This is a genomic window from Kamptonema sp. PCC 6506 (assembly GCF_000180455.1).
In the GTDB taxonomy this organism is placed as follows: domain Bacteria; phylum Cyanobacteriota; class Cyanobacteriia; order Cyanobacteriales; family Microcoleaceae; genus Kamptonema; species Kamptonema formosum.
Genome location: NZ_CACA01000165.1, coordinates 1 through 17414 on the forward strand (window position 1 = coordinate 1; position 17414 = coordinate 17414).

At 40.5% G+C, this 17414-nt stretch carries 12 protein-coding genes; 4 read left to right on the forward strand and 8 right to left on the reverse strand.

Annotation, left to right across the window (positions count from 1 at the left end; all coding sequences use genetic code 11):
* Positions 1 to 173 precede the first annotated feature (173 nt).
* Positions 174 to 1832 (reverse strand): hypothetical protein, encoded by a 1659-nt coding sequence (locus tag OSCI_RS09250; RefSeq protein ID WP_019486870.1) that lies wholly within the window; start codon positions 1830 to 1832, stop codon positions 174 to 176.
* A 105-nt stretch (positions 1833 to 1937) separates the two neighbouring features.
* Between OSCI_RS09250 and OSCI_RS09255 the strand changes: the two genes are divergently transcribed.
* Positions 1938 to 2858 carry a glycosyltransferase family 2 protein gene (locus tag OSCI_RS09255; RefSeq protein ID WP_007354665.1) on the forward strand — a complete coding sequence of 307 codons (921 nt, stop codon included), beginning with the start codon at positions 1938 to 1940 and terminating at the stop codon, positions 2856 to 2858.
* Between the two features lie 17 nt (positions 2859 to 2875).
* On the opposite strand, the gene OSCI_RS09260 is transcribed toward OSCI_RS09255, so the two are convergent.
* The 6 genes from OSCI_RS09260 to OSCI_RS09285 all read right to left on the reverse strand — a co-directional run bounded on the left by OSCI_RS09260 (position 2876) and on the right by OSCI_RS09285 (position 10894).
* Complete coding sequence (locus tag OSCI_RS09260) at positions 2876 to 4504, reverse strand: glycosyltransferase family 39 protein (protein WP_007354666.1); 1629 nt, start codon at positions 4502 to 4504, stop codon at positions 2876 to 2878.
* A 21-nt stretch (positions 4505 to 4525) separates the two neighbouring features.
* Positions 4526 to 6295 (reverse strand): hypothetical protein, encoded by a 1770-nt coding sequence (locus tag OSCI_RS09265; protein ID WP_007354667.1) that lies wholly within the window; start codon positions 6293 to 6295, stop codon positions 4526 to 4528.
* A gap of 4 nt (positions 6296 to 6299) precedes the next feature.
* The gene (locus OSCI_RS09270) at positions 6300 to 7256 is read right to left on the reverse strand and encodes a lysylphosphatidylglycerol synthase transmembrane domain-containing protein (RefSeq protein WP_007354668.1); all 957 of its coding nucleotides are present in this window, start codon (positions 7254 to 7256) and stop codon (positions 6300 to 6302) included.
* Between the two features lie 152 nt (positions 7257 to 7408).
* Entirely contained in the window at positions 7409 to 8266 is an 858-nt protein-coding gene (locus OSCI_RS09275; protein ID WP_007354669.1) for a M48 family metalloprotease, read from the reverse strand.
* A gap of 74 nt (positions 8267 to 8340) precedes the next feature.
* The gene (locus tag OSCI_RS09280) at positions 8341 to 9936 is read right to left on the reverse strand and encodes a hypothetical protein (RefSeq protein ID WP_019486869.1); all 1596 of its coding nucleotides are present in this window, start codon (positions 9934 to 9936) and stop codon (positions 8341 to 8343) included.
* Between the two features lie 4 nt (positions 9937 to 9940).
* Entirely contained in the window at positions 9941 to 10894 is a 954-nt protein-coding gene (locus tag OSCI_RS09285) for a glycosyltransferase family 2 protein (protein ID WP_026103622.1), read from the reverse strand.
* Positions 10895 to 11038: 144 nt separating this feature from the next.
* On the opposite strand from OSCI_RS09285, the gene OSCI_RS09290 reads away from it, so the two are divergent.
* Positions 11039 to 13222, forward strand: a complete 2184-nt coding sequence (locus tag OSCI_RS09290) for a DEAD/DEAH box helicase (protein WP_007354672.1) — start codon at positions 11039 to 11041, stop codon at positions 13220 to 13222.
* 192 nt (positions 13223 to 13414) lie between these two features.
* Here the strand turns inward: OSCI_RS09290 and dxr are convergent, their stop codons facing one another.
* The gene (gene dxr / locus OSCI_RS09295; protein WP_007354673.1) at positions 13415 to 14605 is read right to left on the reverse strand and encodes a 1-deoxy-D-xylulose-5-phosphate reductoisomerase; all 1191 of its coding nucleotides are present in this window, start codon (positions 14603 to 14605) and stop codon (positions 13415 to 13417) included.
* 99 nt (positions 14606 to 14704) lie between these two features.
* On the opposite strand from dxr, the gene OSCI_RS09300 reads away from it, so the two are divergent.
* Together OSCI_RS09300 and OSCI_RS09305 are read left to right on the forward strand one after the other, a co-directional pair.
* On the forward strand, positions 14705 to 16330 hold the full coding sequence (locus tag OSCI_RS09300; protein ID WP_007354674.1) for a DUF2079 domain-containing protein: 1626 nt from the start codon (positions 14705 to 14707) through the stop codon (positions 16328 to 16330).
* Positions 16305 to 17414: DUF2079 domain-containing protein (locus tag OSCI_RS09305; protein WP_039961988.1), on the forward strand; the 1110-nt coding region annotated here is incomplete at its 3' end. The genes OSCI_RS09300 and OSCI_RS09305, both read left to right, overlap by 26 nt.

The window sequence follows — 17414 nt, forward strand, 5'->3', positions numbered from 1 at the left end:
ATTTGTTGGTTGTTGGTTGTTTGGGTAAATAGATGAGCGGGAAAATACATAAGTATGTCATTGCGAGTGAAACGTTGGCGTAGCCTGCCCGTTAGGGCTTAGCAATCGCAGGGGCGATAGCAACTTTACATTCTGTTACACAGCCAGGCTTATTTGTGTCTACCTACTTAAATTTAACCTTTGATTTTTTCAATACATTTAGCTTTAAGTAGGATTAAATCTTTAGCTTTTAAAACAGTACAACGATCTGTGACTTTTGACAAGGCAGGTATAGTTCCTTTTTCCAAACTCTCTTTAACCTCAGCCGCCGCCGCTGGGTTTAACTGTCTAATCCGGTGATTTTTAGTCACATACTCAAGAGTTAAGCCTTGCGAGTCTAACAGCCAGAAATCTATGCCATACTTTTGAATAAAGTTTTGCACTTCTGTTAAATTAGGGCTGTATTGAGCTTTAATTAAATCATTAGCGCGGTGATTCATTTCAGCATAGTATAGTTTGTGGTAAGGTAAAGCATATTCCGATCCTATTAAAATTGAACGTTTGGCAAAAGCTGGTAGATTATTGGCTTCTATAGCTAAAGATGCTATGAGCGTATCTTTAGGTTGCTTGCTCAAAAAATCATACAAGCTAGGTATTTGACCGATTACATAATTAGTTACGGGAAAGCTATTAGTTAAGCTAGGGTAAATCAAAGCTAAAGGTAAAATACAAAGTGCAAAAACTGGAAGTTTAATTTTTTGGCAAATCGCATCTATGATGATGGCGATCGCGATTCCACCTGCTATAGCCATCAACATTCTTAAACTATGCTGCGTATATCGGCTAGGATGATGTAGTTTGAACGCGAAAGCGTGAGCAGCGAAAAATACTCCTGTCGATGCTAGTGCTAATTCTGGCAATATTACAATGTGGCTAGTAAGTTGTTTAACCAAGGAAAAAGTGGAGGGATATCTTAATAATATTGGTAATAATAATCCCGCCCAAACCTGGGGAGGGATAACCAATTTAGATAGCCACTCGCGAGGAAAAAAGCCGGAACGATCGCCTGTTATCCAAAAATCCCAAGGGTTATCGGTAAAAAAAGAAGCTCTTCCTCCTGGCCAAAATTCAGGGAGCATTCTTGCTTCTGCTGCTGTGATTACTGAGCCAAATTGTGAGGAATTTAAAGCGTAAGGTAACAGCACGGCTATGGCAATTACCAAAGTAGTAAAGAGAAATTTGAAATTGATTTTTTCAGGAAAAAAGCGGATAAAATGCAAAATTAAGACGGCAGCACATATTAGTACACCTTGAGGGTAGAAAAGCCCTAAAAGTGCGATCGAAATTCCGACACCTAGTAAATTTAGTCGCAGTAAATAGTATAAAAATCCCATGAATACCGGATAAAAGAATGCTCTCGGTGTTGCGGAAACTAAATCATCTTTTAACCACAGATTTTGATTTAGCAATAGTGTAGCGAAGAAACCCGCAACGGGAATTGGCAATATCTGCAAACAAACCCCAAAACAGTATGTGGTAGTTATTAATCCTAACAGTATCGGTAAGAACTTATTAAAAATAATAGGATTGAGGCCAATTTTTGCCATTAAATGATAAAGTTCAGTATATCCACTGGGGGCAAGTGATTGAAAATAGTCGGCAATGATATCACTAGGGAACAACTCTGGATCGAGAAATCGCAGCATCCAGACAACGTGCGATCGCGCATCGTCTTGCACCACATATTCGCTGCTAAAAGCTGGTAGAAGTCCCAAAGATCCGCAAATCGCGGCCACTATCAAGCTAAGGCTGAACCAAACTCTTACTGGATAAGTTCTGATAATTGACAGCATTAAAATCTCACTCTCACTCGCTTTCCTCCCATCGACCATCAAAAATCAAAAATTCGCATAACCCTATAAAATGTAACCGATGTTGTCCAAAATGAAAAGGTAATTATGCCAGAAAGTCTAATCGATGAGTCTTATCCGAGTTCCGAGAGTTCAGAAGTCACCTCTCCATTTTTCTCTCTTATCCTCCCAGTTTACAATGAAGAAAGCGGTGTAGAAGCTACCCTCAATCAGCTACAAGCAACTCTAAAATCTTCTAGCTGCAAGTATGAAATTTTGGTTGTTAACGATGGTTCCACAGATGGAACTCGCGAGATTTTACAATCTCGGACAGATATCAAAGTAATAGAACACAATCGAAATCGAGGCTATGGCGCGGCATTGAAAACGGGAATTAGATATGCAAAATACCCCTTAATTGTGATTACTGATGCTGACGGTACTTACCCGAATGAACGGATACCGGAATTAGTAATGCTGGCAATGCAAGCTGATATGGTTGTCGGTTCTAGAACGGGTGAAAACGTCCGTTATTCAAATCTGCGTAAAATTCCTAAGTGGTTTTTAGTGCGCTTTGCTGAATGGATTACAGATTGCAATATTCCTGATTTAAATAGTGGGTTGCGTGTATTTCGTAAGAGTGTAGCCGAAAGATTTTTGACGATTTTACCGGACACATTTAGTTTTACTACCACAATTACGGTAGCAATGTTGACGAATAATTATATCGTTCGTTATGTGCCAATAGACTATCACTATCGGGTTGGCAAAAGCAAGATTAAGCCGATCCGAGATACTATCCGTTTCATGCACTTAATCTTGAGGACAGGGGTTTATTTTGCACCGTTAAGGGTGTTTATGCCTGTAGCTTTCGTATTTTTTGTGGGTTTCTTGATTACGCTGTATCAAGATGTTTTTGTCCGGCGTGACTTAACTGAAGCTACCCTAATTCTTTTGGTGGCTACTACTCAGTTGGGGATGTTTGCACTACTGGCGGATTTAATAGATAAAAGGTGCGATAGATTGTAAAATAAAAAACAATTTTCCTACAAACTTAAGCGCCAGAGATTTCCATTGGGGTAAACAGAGTCTAATTTGTAATTATCGTCTTTTTCAAGATTTAATTGCAATTTTTTGGAAGGGTTAAATAAAAATACCTCACTGAAACCATCAGGAATTTTGGGTAAATTTTCTCCGGGAACAACCTGTAGTTTTACTTTATTTTCTAGTAAATAGCTGAGAGAAGTTAGCCTGATTGCATTGCTGCTGACGATTAGCGGTTGTGTAGCTTGATTAATAATGTTGGCTACTTGGGGATTGTAATAGCTGCTGTACTTGTTCCACCAAGTCTCGGATTGACTGCTAATTGCACAGGAGAATACCCCACCTGAAATCAAAATCATAGTTATTATTTGCCACAATTTTTGTTGGTTAATATTTTTACTGGTAATTTTATTAGATAATAAGTAAGCAATAGCTAACTGGATACCTACGTAACAAGGGATTAAATAGCGAGCAATACTAGAGCGTTGTCCACCCGAAATTAAATCTTTAAAAACTAATGGCGTTGCTGTAGATAAGATTAAAATTAATATAAATAACCAAATCTCTTGAGGCGTATTCTTACATAGAAATTTTAGCGAGTATCCTACTAAAATCAGCGTCGGTACGATCGTATATAGCCAGAGGTTATCCATTCCAAATTGAACGTTATCTTTGCCAGAAATTACATCAAATAAACGCTCTTTAGTCCCAATTTGAACGTCAAACAAAATAGAGGTAATATTAATTGCTAGCCTAGTTAATAAAGTCAAGATGTTGATTTTATTAGCTACCCATCCTAGCTCTGAGAAATTATTTACAATACATACTATCCAGGGAATAAACGCGATTATTCCCGATAAAATTGCTATTAAATAACCAGTAAATTTCTGTAACGAAAAATAATGGTGGGTTTTTAACTGCATTATTTCAGTTGCGAATAGATAAATACCATGTCCCATTATTACGAGTATAAAAAGTAACTGAGAATAAAGCCCTAATGTTATAGTAATGGCGTATAATCCCCAGCATATTATTCGCTGTTTTTGGGAAAGAGCGCTGTGTGTTTCCAGCCGTATTGCTCGTAAAAATACACAGCTAGATAGTAAAATTATTACTGTAAATAAACTATAGGCCCGTGCTTCTTGGGCGTACAATACGTGAAAAGGTGAGACTGCTATAAGTGCTGTTGCTATTAATCCCACAATTGGTAGATTAAATAATTCCAAACATAGCCAATAAATTCCAGGGAATACTAACAGACTAATCGCCGCTGATAAACTTCTAGTGACTGCTATTGAATCACCAAATAGCTGCCTCCAAAAATATGCAATTGCGTAATAAAGTGGCGGCTGTTCAGGATTTCCTACTGCTAAAGCTTTTACTGTGTCAACAACTCCTCGCTCAGAATTTATGCGCTGATATTTCTGTAAAGTTTGGATATCTATTATCGGGCCAGCAACTTGCTCTGTAAATTCTTCCTTGGTGTATCCAGCTAGTCGCAATGAGGTAATCGTTTCGTCGTACCAGTAAACTTTTTTGTCAAGATTAACAAATCGAAAAAATATTCCTAATATTAATAAAATAATTAGTAACGGTTGCAGCCAGGTAAAATAATATTTGCGATGAATCATAGTAATTTTCGAGCGGCTAAGTTAATATTTAATAATACATTCTGATTGCAGGACAACTAAATTATCAGTGTCAAAAACATTACAGCTATTCATAACTTTTGATAACGCTGGAAATTTCCCCTCTTTTAGATTTATTAAAACCTCATCGCCTAGCGGCTGATATTGTTTTAACCAGCGAACTTTTGCCACATACTCCGCAGTTAATGCTTTCTTATCTAGTAGCCAAAAATCTACTCCATACTTATTGATAAAATCCTTAACTTTACTAATATTAGCACTGTATTGTGCTTCGATCGTATTAACAGTCCGCTGGCGAATCTCATTATAATATAGAGGATGATAAGGCAAAGCATAGCCTTCACCACCCGCCAGAATAGAGCGTTTAGCAAAACTGGGTAAATTATTCGCTTCTTCCGCTAGGGAAGCGATAATAATGTCTTTGGGTTGTTGCTCAAAAAACTTGTATAATGATGGAGACCCACCTGCGATATAACGGGTATTTGGGAAAGGATAATTTTTGGATTGTAAAATATGAGGATAACCCAAAAAGATCGCTGCTAAAAATAGGCAAAATACTAAAGGAAAAAACTTTAACTGGTCTTTTTTATGTTCGGTTTTGACTTTTCCCCAGTGAAAAACGGCATCTATAATTAAGGTTATGGCAATTCCTGCCATTATAGGTATTAGCATCCGAGAAGTGTGCTCGGTATATCGGTTAGGAAGGTGAAGTTTAAAGACTAAAGCATGAGCAATAAAGAACATTGTCAAAGATGCTATTGCTAGTTGAGGCAAAATTATAACTTTCTTAGTTATCAACTTGGTTAAAGGAAAGCGAGAGGAAAATTGCCATAAAATAGGCAATGACAAGCCTAAAAAAATTTGGGGAGGAATGGGAAGAGGAAAAAATTTATCTGTTAAAACGCACCACTCTGAAGGTATCATACCGCTACGTTTGCCGCATAGCCAAAAGTTAGATAAATTATTAGAAAAAAAGCTCGACCAACCTTTAGGTAAAAATGCTGGCAATGTCTTAGCTTCAGTCGCCGATATCACTTTCCCAAATTCTGAGGATTTGAAGGCATAGCTTAATAAGATGGCAGTTGCTATTCCTAAACCTGAGAAGAGTAATAAGTAGTCTTTTCGCTCGCTGGATAGATAAAACTGCTTGTCTTTATAACCGACTAACCGGAGAATTAAGAGGGTAGCTGCGACTAACATACATTGTGGGTAAAACAATCCTAAAAGTGCGATTGTAATTCCTACACCTAATAAAGAACGTCGCAGTAAATAATACAAAAAAGCCATAAATAATGGATAGACAAAAGCTACTGGTGTAGCGGAAATTATATCATCTTGCAGCCAAATAATTTGATTAAAAAATAGGGTTGCCATAAACCCGGCGAAAGGTACTGGCAATAGTTCCATACAAATACCAAAACAGTAGCTATTGGCAATTAAAACTAATACTATTGGCAACAATTTATGCAGCAAAAATGGCTCAATTCCTAAAGCAGCAATTATCTGATAAACTGCTTTGTATCCTACGGGGGCTACCGATTGAAAATAATCGGCAGTTAAGTCATTAGGAAATAACCCCGGATCGAGAAATCGCTGCATCCAAAAAACGTGCTGTCTTGCATCATCTTGCACTACATATTCACTGCCAAAAGCCTGCTGTAATCCCGGAATACTATAAATAACTGCAAAAGTCAAGCTTAAGCTCAACCAAAATATTAGATTTGAGCGGGATTTGCCGCTTGTATAAATTAAAAATTGGTGAATTTTTGTCATATAACTATTGGTTTTTAAGTTCTCGCAGATCTTGAATACTAACAAGATATTGTCCTAAAAATGGTAAACCTCCTATCGCTGGCAAAAGATAGCGGGAAGTACAAAGTAATCCCAAAGCTGCGGCTGTGGGCGCAGCGAAATAAGGGCTATAAAAGGCGATCAAGGCAGCATCGCGAGTGCCAACTCCGGCAAATGTTAGTGGTAGCAACCCTGCTAAAATTGCTAAGGGAGATAATGCTAAATTTGCCAAAAATGGTGTCCAGGCATTGAGTGCTAGGATAAAAAACCAGATTTGCAGCAAGTGGCCAAACCAGATAACAATAGAAGTAGTTGTAATTTTCAATAGTTGCCTTTTATCTTGCCAGAAAAACTGCTGCATTTCCCGCCAAGACAACTGAAATTTTTCGATTTTAGAGCGGAATTTTTTAGGTAAAATTTTGCATACTATCCTAAAAAATATTTGGGCAAATTTACGAGAACCTAGTAACATTATACCTGTAATCAGTCCCAAGGATACAGCAGCAGTCATTACCCAAAACAACCAATCTTTCTGGGGATAAAGTATCAAGCCAAATACACACCACAATAGTAAAGAAAGCATATCGCAAGCTTTTTCAAATACTACCAGCGACAGGGATAGCGAACCATCTAAATGTCCCCGCTGTTTCATAAAATAAGCTTTGGCAATATCGCCCATTTTTGAGGGGAGTACCATATTTAAAACGCTGGCAGCAAGGATGAGACGATTTGCTTCACCAAACCCCAATTTGCCCCCCACAGGCATTAGTTGTTGCAGCCGCCAAGCTGTTAGCATTGTTAGTGGTACAACCATACTGAGGCTGATAGCCATCCACCAGCGATCGCAGTTTCGGAAGACTTGTATTAATCCAGCAAAATCAATTTTCCAGTAGATGACTGCTAGAATTAGTAGGCTGACAATCAGAGAAATTAATCGTTTCATTAATTAGCTTTTCGCTATTGGTTTAAAAACTTTTCCGGGCGATTAGAAATCGCGGCTATACAAACAAAGTCCGCCTACGCGGACTATAAGAAAAAGGGGTAATAAACCTGGATTTAGTATTATGTTATCATACTACTTGATTTGATTTAATTTCACTGAGTTTGCAAACGGGGGATTACGGTGCGAGTGAAGTTATCGCTTCCAGTTTCGAGATTAGCAGGAACGCCGTTTGGATATTCTTGCGCGATCGCACTTTGTATGGTTTGAATCCGGTTGCCAGGATTGGGGTGAGAACTCAAAAATTCCGGCTGTCTTCCCCCACCACTGGCAGTCTCAAGTATCTGCATCACTTCCGCCAAAGCCTTTGGATTGTAACCAGCTTGACTCATAAAGCGCACGCCGAGGCGATCGGCTTCCAACTCGTCGTCACGACCGTATCGCAGGCTGACCAATTGGTTGACAGCTTGCGCGAGTACGGCGGCCTGCTGACCGTTGCCGCGATCGTCACTGGCGGCCACCCCCACAGCCGTTACCAACGCCGCCCCCAGCCTTTGCTTGGCCAAGTGTTCGGCCCCGTGACGACCAACGACGTGACCGGATTCGTGCCCCAACACGCCCGCCAGTTGCGCTTCCGATTTTAGCCGACTCAGCAAGGCAACCGTTACGAAAACCTGACCCCCCGGTAGCGCCAAAGCATTCACCGTTTTAGGGTCGCGCAGCAGGTGAAACTCGAAGGGATAACCCAGTTTGGATGCCGCAGACTGCTGTACCACGCGCTTTCCGACGCGATCTATATAATCCTGAAGCGCTTGATCTGGGTAAAGACCGCCAAATTGAGAGGCTACTTGCGATCGCGATTCCAGTCCTAACACTACTTCCTGGCGCGGTGACAATTGCACTCGCTGCTTTTCCCCAGTCACCGGATTTTCCACAGTCGTAGTCAAGTAACTAATAAAACCGAAAAAGGCGATTAAAAGCCCAATCGCAAAACGAAATAGATGTCTGCTCACCGCTTCTCTCCTCATTCATTGGTCAGTAAAATATCATGAAAAATTTCACAAAATATCTATCTAAAGGCTACTCTTTAAAACTGACGTTTCACTTTCAAAGGTTGACCAGGAGCGAGTTTTTTAACTTCATCAGTCAAGTCAAGCCCAGGTAATAATTGACCTCTTTGAAACGTGCGACTCATCACCACATAAATAGAAGTTTGATCGCAGCCAATCCCCGCACTAATCACCCCTTCCCAAGACTTAGCATAAAGTTCATCGGTAATCTGCCATTGTTGATTTTCCCATCGCAAGCGGCGACAAAAGCGAAACGGTGCATCTTGTTTACCAGTAATCAACATTTTCTGCAAAATTTTCCGAATTAAATTAGGGAAAAAACGCCCAAACGTCAGCATAACAACCCGTAAAATCAGTAATTTTATGGGTGTCATTTGCGTTTGTTTTGCCCATCCCATTTGTCCAGAAACCGTAATTTCATCCTCCTCAACTTGCACTTCGCAATCGCCTATTAAATGGCTAACTGAATTCTTGATTTTACCATTTTTGCGGAATTGGAGCGAAAATTGAGTATCGGAAGCAACTAATCGATCGTTGCGAAATAGCTTGAAAGTACCGCCTTTATTCAAAGCCATATAAAGCTCAGTATCCCCACATCGTTTAATCAAAATTTTAGCTTCTTTTAGCCAAACACTAGCAGCATTTTTGGCAATAGATTGCGATCTATCCGGTACGAAATCCCGCCAAGCTAATAAATAATTCCAAGTATGATGACCGATAATATGATCGTCAGCGTAACAAGGAGCTAAACCATTAGCTAATCCCGTCAAAAAACGATCGTTAATTTGTAAAGCTTCCGGCATCCATTGACCGACTAATTCAAAACCATGCGGGAAAAAGTTATAGGTGTTCCGACTAGCATACTCTCCACCATAAGAACCATCAGGATGAATGAATTGAGCGGCTAATTCCACAGCCTTTACAATCGTATCTTTCAATCTAGGATCTGGCTTCAGTTGATAAATACGCGCTAAACATGATATAGTTAAAGTGTGATATCCAGGATCGCATCCTTCATATTCCTGAAACCAACCTTCGGGATTTTGCCACTCAAAAACTCGCTCTAAACGCAGTTTTTTTGCCACATCCCACTTGGAACTATTCAATAACCTTTCTAGCAATTCTAAACACAAGACAATTAAAGCTTGATGATTGGTAAGTTTGCCGCTTTCGTGATGATTTGCTAACCAGTCAGCCCGCCTCTCAAAAAACTGCAAAATTTCCTCATTCTCCAATTTTAACAGCGTGTAACTTTCGATGCAAGCTAATAGAGAAAATGCCGCCGCCCCCGATGCTCTTTCATAGGGAAAATAATCATCGCAGGAACCATCGCGGTGAGCGCTACGGGCAGCATAAATAATCCCAGCTTCTACCCATTCGCGAATCATTGGCTGTTGATAGAATGGATTATCGGCAATATTTGTCTGGTAAGCTAAGGCTAAAGGCCAAACAAATTCCTGAGACATTCCACTGGGAAAATCTATGATTTTATAATGCCAAAAATTGCGGTCAAAACATCCGTAAGTAGGGCTATGAGGATTGCGATCGCACAGCGTCAAAATTTTATGAATTTGCGCTATTGCCTCACGAGCAAACAAATCTTTACTATTCATAACTTTAATCTTCTCTCCTAGTATCAAGCCGTCGCAGCCGCAATTGAATCTCTTCCACCAATTTGCGATTAGCTGCCATTAAGTCAGCAATTAAACCCAACATCCACAACTGAAAGCCGATCAGAATTAAAATCGCAGCTAAGATTAAGCTGGGAACTCTAGTTCTAAGAGTACCTTGTAAAATAAAGAAAAATATCCAGCGTATACCTAATATCACACCCAAACTAAACGGCACGCTTCCTAACATTAAGAAAAAGCGTAGAGGTTTGTAAACCATGAAAATGCGGAGGATTGTAAACAGCGATCTTATCACATAAGAAGGCGTACTTTTTACCAACCGCGAAGGTCTTAAAACCCCATTAGTGCGAATCGGAACCGAAGTAATCGCCATACCTTTTTGTCCAGCTTGAATAATTGTCTCCAGAGTATAAGTATATTGATTAAACACATTTAACTGCATTGCTGCCTCTCTGCTAAATGCTCTAAACCCGCTTGGAGCATCAGGAATATCCGTCTTACTAGCAAGACGAACCACCCAACTACCTACTTTTTGCAGCAGTTTTTTAGTAGGAGAAAAGTGTTCAATTTCAAGAATAGGTCGAGCACCTACCACTATTTCTGCTTGACCTAATAAAATTGGCTCAATTAATAAAGGAATATCATCAGCACAATATTGATTATCAGCATCAGTATTAACAATAATATCAGCTCCCGCCTTTAAACAAGCATCCAAGCCCGCCATAAATGCTTTAGCTAAACCTTGGTTACTTGAAAAACGAACAATACGATCTACACCATACTCTTTTGCAACTTCAACAGTTCTATCTTGGCTACCGTCATCAATAACCAACCATTCAATAATATCAATACCAGGCAGATGGCGAGGTAAGGCCGCAAGTGTAACACCGAGACTACCTTCCTCGTTATAACAAGGAATTTGGATAATTAGCTTCTTCATCGTCACAGAGAGTACAAATTTAAGAAAATTAGCGAAAATTTGAGATTGCAGTTTACCATTGCTGTTATCATATACTCCTATCTGCACATTTTGAACCAGCGAAACGCAAATTACACATCTCAATCGTTAGCGAGGTCAATATCAATGCCTGTTGGAATGGAAGATCAGGGTCGCAAATTTATCACGACAGAGCCGCTAGACAAGAGCACAGAAGCGGGAGAACAAATAGTTTGGGATGCAGTCCGCAGTGCCTTTGCCGATCGCACCTGCATTGGTTATTCGCGCTATCCTCTTTTCTCAAAGTTTGGAGAAATTCGCAAAGAACCTGACATTTTGATTGTCGATCGCGAATTAAGTTTAGTAATTATTGAGGTCAAATCTGTTAAGATTGACCAAATTGTTGCCGTTAACGGTCAAGAATGGGAATTTCAAAACTTTTCTACCGCAGAAACTAACCCCTATCAGCAAGCTGAAAATCAACTTTATGCCTTGTTGGGGTATTGCGACAGAGAATCGGCTATTCGCCGGAAAGTCGGCGCTAGAGCTATCATAGCACTACCTCTAATTACAGAGGCAGAATGGCAACAAAAAGAATTCGATAAGCTGCCCAATTGTCCGCCGATTATCTTCAAAGATCACTTAGGTAAACTTGCCTTAACTGAGCGAATTAAAAGAGCGCCTGTAGTGGTGGAAGGTGAGGAAATTGAGGACGAACAATGGGAATTATTGTTATCAGTCATCAGCGGCGGCCCTATTTTGAGAAAAGCGCCCCGCCTTCTTCAATCTACTAACAGTAAAACTCGTTCTAGTGTGATTGCCACTTTACAGGAAAGGCTCTACGAATTAGATTTCCAGCAAGAACACATCGGCAAAGAAATCCCCCCTGGTTTTCAGCGAATGCGGGGCATTGCCGGGTCGGGGAAAACTGTGTTATTGTGCCAAAAAGCGGCTCATATTCACTTAAAACATCCTGATTGGGATATTGCCTTAGTATTTTTCACTCGCACTCTTTACGATTTGATGATTGGGTTAGTAGATAGGTGGCTGCGTCGCTTTACAAATGGTGACGTTCAATACGATTCCAAAACTAACAAAAAACTGCGGATTCTTCACGCTTGGGGTGGGAAAAATCAACCGGGACTTTATAGTACAATTTGCGAGTTCAACGGCGTGCGATCGAGGACTGCTGGAGAAACACCGGAAAGACAGCCTAATCGGGGATTGGCTGAACTTTGTAAACGCCTATCGGAAGAAATCAAAATTGAGCCAATTTTTGATGCAATTTTGATCGATGAAGGTCAAGATTTAGTCTCGGAAGACGATCTAAAATTTCAGGATAAACAGGCAATTTACTGGTTAGCTTATCAAGCTTTAAAACCAGCCGATCCAGAAAAGTTAGAGCAGCGGCGCTTAATTTGGGCTTACGATGAAGCTCAAAGTCTTGATAACTTAAAAGTGCCGACTACTAAAGAATTGTTTGGCGAAAATTTAAGCAATTTGTTAAGTAAAGGGACGCAATATAGCGGCAGCATCAAAAAATCCGAAGTCATGCGCCGTTGTTATCGCACTCCTGGTACAATTTTGACAGCAGCACACGCGATTGGGATGGGATTGTTGCGACCAGAGGGAATGTTAACAGGAATTACTCGCGCTGATGATTGGAAAGCTATCGGTTATGAAGTGACGGGTAAGTTTATTGCTGGTCAAAAAATCACTCTACATCGACCACCTCAAAATTCACCCAATCCTGTTGAGCAATTGTGGGGAAAACCTGTATTAGAGTTTGAAACTTATGGCTCTCGCCAGGAAGAAATGATGGCTTTAGCTGATAAGATTTTGCATAATATTGTCGATGATGACCTGAGACCTAGTAGGGATATTTTAGTGATAATTTTAGGCTCTGTTACTGAGGCAATAGAATTAGAAACTCAGGTAGCCAATTTCTTGATTGAACAAGGAATTAAGATCTACATTCCTACAGCTTTAGGGTTGGATGAATTAAACCCTAAATGGCCGAGTCACAACCCCGATTTATTCTGGATGGATGGCGGAGTAACGGTTTCTCGCGTTACTCGCGCTAAGGGAAATGAAGCGGATATGGTCTATGTGATTGGCTTTGATAATATTGCCAGAAATGAGGCCGATGTGAGTCTGCGTAATCAGTTATTTGTGGCTTTAACGAGGGCGCGGGGATGGGCTAATTTGAGTGGGGTGGGTGATTATCCAATGTATGAGGAAATGCGGCGGGTGATTGAGAGTAAAGATACTTTTACTTTTACTTATAAGCGGCCGCTGAAGCGAGATATCGGGGAGGCGGAAGAAGGCTAGGGGCTAGGGGCTAGGGGCTAGGGGCTAGGGGCTAGGGAAAGAAGGGAAGAAGGGAAGAAGGGATAGAGAATCAATGGTTTCATGAATTCAGAACGTCCTAAACGACGAAAGCGGTTGCTATATTAGCGCACAGTTTTAGCAGAATAACCCTGGTTTTCTAAACAACCAGGGTTATGTTTTATGCGTAAAAGCTTATCGCAGAAATACGAGACGATCGCCTAACTCTTTAGTACCCGCTAAAGCTTCTTGTCTTGCCCATTTATCAGCGGCAATGATATCATCTAAAGATGGATTGGCACAGTTATCAGCTTGATGCTTTTCGCACGTCCGTTCGATCAACCTCGGAATATCTAAAAACTCAATTTTTTCATCTAAAAATAGGGCTACTGCCTCCTCATTGGCTGCATTCAACACCGCAGGCATCGAACCGCCAGCACGTCCAGCAGTATATGCTAACTGCATACAAGGATACTTTTGATGGTCAGGTTCTCGGAAAGTTAAATCTCCCGATTTTACTAAATTCAGCGGTTCCCAATCTGTATAAATTCGCTCTGGCCAAGACAAGGCATAAAGCAGAGGTAAACGCATATCCGGCCACCCCAATTGCGCTAAAACAGAAGTATCTTGCAGCTCAATTAGTGAGTGAATGATGCTCTGAGGATGGATGACAATATCAATGCCATCATAATCCATACCAAACAGGTAGTGAGCCTCGATTACTTCTAAACCTTTATTCATTAAGGTAGCAGAATCAACCGTGATTTTCCGCCCCATTGACCAATTGGGATGTTTTAAGGCATCGGCAACTTTTACTTCTGATAATTTCTCAACTGGCCAATCTCGAAATGCACCGCCAGAAGCAGTGAGAATAATCCGCCGCAAACCGCCTTTAGGCAAGCCTTGGAGACATTGAAAAATGGCCGAATGTTCTGAATCAGCAGGTAATAATTTCACTCCATGTTTGGCGATTAAGGGGTTGACAACGGGGCCGCCAGCAATTAAAGTTTCTTTATTAGCAAGAGCAATATCTTTACCGGCTTCAATAGCCGCAATTGTAGGCAACAAACCGGCACAGCCGACAATGCCAGTAACGACAGCTTGGGCATCGCCATATTTGGCAACTTCGACGATGCCAGTCTCGCCAGCAAGTAAAATGGGTTGTGGGTCTAAGTCTGCGATCGCCTCTTTCAATTCTGGCAACTTATCCACATCAGAGATGGCGACAATTTCCGGCCGAAACTGCCTAATTTGCTTCGCCAGCAGCGTCACATTTCGCCCAGCAGCCAAACCCACAATCCGAAATTGATCGGGGTACTGTGCCACAATATCTAACGTCTGAGTGCCAATGGAGCCGGTAGAGCCGAGAAGGGTAATCGCTTTCACAATTTTTTAATGATTGGTGGGCCATACCAATATTACGATCGCAGGGAGTTAAATTAGCACTCGCCGACTCTTGCCTAGTTGCACGTTCGAGTGAATGATATGTTGAGTGGTCAGCTAGTGCAAGCCTTCATGCAAAACCCCCCTGAAAATCTTGGAACCTCAAGCGAGGACAGCAGCAGCAAGTCAGAAAAAATAGAGGTAAGTCATCTCATCCCTCCGCCGACTGCGGTTTGGGCGATCGCATCCTCTGTGCTAATTTTCTTTTTGTGTAGTAGCTTGCGGCACGCCCTATTTCAATCAACAGGCTTTGATTTAGGAATTTATGACCAAGTTGTTTACTTAATTAGCCAAGGTTTGCCCCCCATTTCCTCATTTTTGGGGTTTCATCATCTTGGTAATCATGCAGCTTGGGCTATCTATCCTCTAGCTTTATTGTACAAGATTTATCCCACAGTTTACTGGTTATTTTTAGTACAAGCAATTGCCTTAACTTTAGGTATTTTTCCAATTTGGATTTTATCGCGTTTAGCAGGTTTAAAGGAAAACCAAGCTATGGCAATGGCAGTAGCCTATCTCCTTTATCCAGTGATTTTTAATACCAATTTATTTGATTTTCACCCCGAAGTAATGGCTTTACCCGCTATTTTGGGCGCAATTTTAGCCGCAAAACTCAATAAGCCGCTGTGGTTTTGTGCAGGCATTCTCTGGGTTTTGGGTGGCAAAGCTGTCTTGTCCTTAACTGTAATAGCAATGGGTTTTTGGCTACTGCTATTTGAGAAGCGCCGTTTGTGTGGCGGTATTGCCCTGATTCTGGGTGTAGCATGGTTTTTGATTGCCACTCAGAAGCTGATTCCCTACTTTAGTGGCAGCGAAGCGGCGGGAGTTTGGCGGTATACTTACTTAGGTAACTCAGTCAGAGAAATTGTACTTAATTTGTTCCTGAAACCACAATTAATTTTGGGTAAAATCTTTTCCATTGATACAGTTAAATATTTGTTCCTCCTAATTTTACCCCTGATTTGGTTACTCTTGCCCTTTACTGGTAAAAAATTAGGCTGGAGATATCTAACACCCTTAGTTTGTGCCGTGCCGACGCTAGCCGTAAATATTCTATCAGATGTGCCATTTCAGCGCAGCATGGCTTATCATTACTCCTTACCTGTAATTCCTTTTTTATTATTAGCAGCCATTGCCAAGGAAGAACTAAGCCGTAAAAATTTACCAACAGATTTAACCGATAGTTTATTAGTGGGTAGTGAAAATGATTTAACAGCAGAATCAGCCAAACCAACGAAAAAATCCGAAATAAACATCCTTAATTTCCGACTTTCTATTCCTCAGTTAGAATTTCCTAGAACAATCGTTATTTGGTCATTATTAATTTTCCTAATTATCGGCGAATCTAAGGATTTCTTGCTATATCTAACAAGGATTGATACTTGGCAAGCTTCCCAAGAAGCAGTCGCCCAAGTACAACCCCAAGGTAGCGTATTAACTGATAATAGACTCGCCCCTCATTTCACTCATCGCCCAGTAGTAAAATTGTTATCGCAAATTTCACCAAATGCTGATTTAGCTGAATTTAAGTACGTAGTCTTGAATTTGCGCCATCCTTGGCCAGATACTAAAGATATTGGCGTTAGTTTAGCCGATAAACTTAAAAATTCTCCCAATTTTAAGTTAAGCTATCAGCAAGATGATGTTTTTGTCTTTACAAAAGATTAGTGACGAAACGCCTCCCTCTGGGGGGCGTTTCGAGAATTTTATCGCTCTGAAGATTATTAGAAAAATGCTGCTTTTTAAACATCTTAAATCCCATCCTCTAGTGCCGATAATTACTATAACTGCAATCATTTTTATGAGTTGTAGCAGTATACGTCATGCCCTATTTCAATCAACAGCTTTTGAAATGGGAATTTATGACCAAGTTGCTTATTTAATTAGCCAGGGAGAAACACCATTTTCCTCATTTCTAGGCATTCATCATCTGGGAAATCATGCAGCTTTGGCTATGTATCCTTTGGGTTTACTTTACAAAATCTACCCATCAGTTTACTGGTTATTATTTGTACAAGCAGTTTCCCTAGCATTAGGAGCGTGGCCTACTTGGAGTTTAGCACGTCAAGCGGGATTAAATGAATCTAAATCCTTAGCTATGGCAGTGATGTATTTATTGTATCCCGTAGTTTTCAACCTTAATTTGTTTGATTTCCATCCAGAAGTAATGGCAATTCCCGCCCTTTTAGGCGCAATTTTAGCAGCTAAATTAGATAAAACCTTATGGTTTATTCTGGCAATTCTTTGGGTTTTAGCCTGTAAAGATGCCTTATCCCTAACTGTAGCTGCAATGGGAATTTGGCTGTTTTTCTTTGAAAAGAAGCGGTTATGCGGTGCAATTGCACTTGGTTTAGGTGTAGGTTGGTTTGTAATTGTCACTCAAGGAATCATCCCACATTTTAAAGGTGGAAAAGGGCCCGGAGGAGTTGGACGCTATAGCTATTTAGGAAACTCAGTTTTTGAAATTGCTGTAAATGTTATACTCAAACCAGGACTGGTCTTAGGGCGGTTTTTTTCGGTGGATACTTTGCAATATCTCGGTTTATTATTATTACCAGTAATTTTATGGCTTTCTCCCCGTCAATTCGCGCCTTTAATAAGTGCTTTACCAGTATTAATCAAGAATATTTTATCGGATATTGATGCTCAACGGGATTTAATTCATCAATATTCTCTCCCCTTGTTACCCTTTCTCTTAGTCGCTGTAATTGCGACATTGGCAGCAAGCGAGAAAACGGGAGGAAAAATAAAA

What these genes read in the sequence shown, in the direction of transcription:
- OSCI_RS09250 (WP_019486870.1), bottom strand. Translation starts at nt 1,832, where the DNA reads ATGCTGTCAATTATCAGAACTTATCCAGTAAGAGTTTGGTTCAGCCTT.
- OSCI_RS09255 (WP_007354665.1), top strand. Translation starts at nt 1,938, where the DNA reads ATGCCAGAAAGTCTAATCGATGAGTCTTATCCGAGTTCCGAGAGTTCA.
- OSCI_RS09260 (WP_007354666.1), bottom strand. Translation starts at nt 4,504, where the DNA reads ATGATTCATCGCAAATATTATTTTACCTGGCTGCAACCGTTACTAATT.
- OSCI_RS09265 (WP_007354667.1), bottom strand. Translation starts at nt 6,295, where the DNA reads ATGACAAAAATTCACCAATTTTTAATTTATACAAGCGGCAAATCCCGC.
- OSCI_RS09270 (WP_007354668.1), bottom strand. Translation starts at nt 7,256, where the DNA reads ATGAAACGATTAATTTCTCTGATTGTCAGCCTACTAATTCTAGCAGTC.
- OSCI_RS09280 (WP_019486869.1), bottom strand. Translation starts at nt 9,936, where the DNA reads ATGAATAGTAAAGATTTGTTTGCTCGTGAGGCAATAGCGCAAATTCAT.
- OSCI_RS09285 (WP_026103622.1), bottom strand. Translation starts at nt 10,894, where the DNA reads ATGAAGAAGCTAATTATCCAAATTCCTTGTTATAACGAGGAAGGTAGT.
- OSCI_RS09290 (WP_007354672.1), top strand. Translation starts at nt 11,039, where the DNA reads ATGCCTGTTGGAATGGAAGATCAGGGTCGCAAATTTATCACGACAGAG.
- OSCI_RS09300 (WP_007354674.1), top strand. Translation starts at nt 14,705, where the DNA reads ATGTTGAGTGGTCAGCTAGTGCAAGCCTTCATGCAAAACCCCCCTGAA.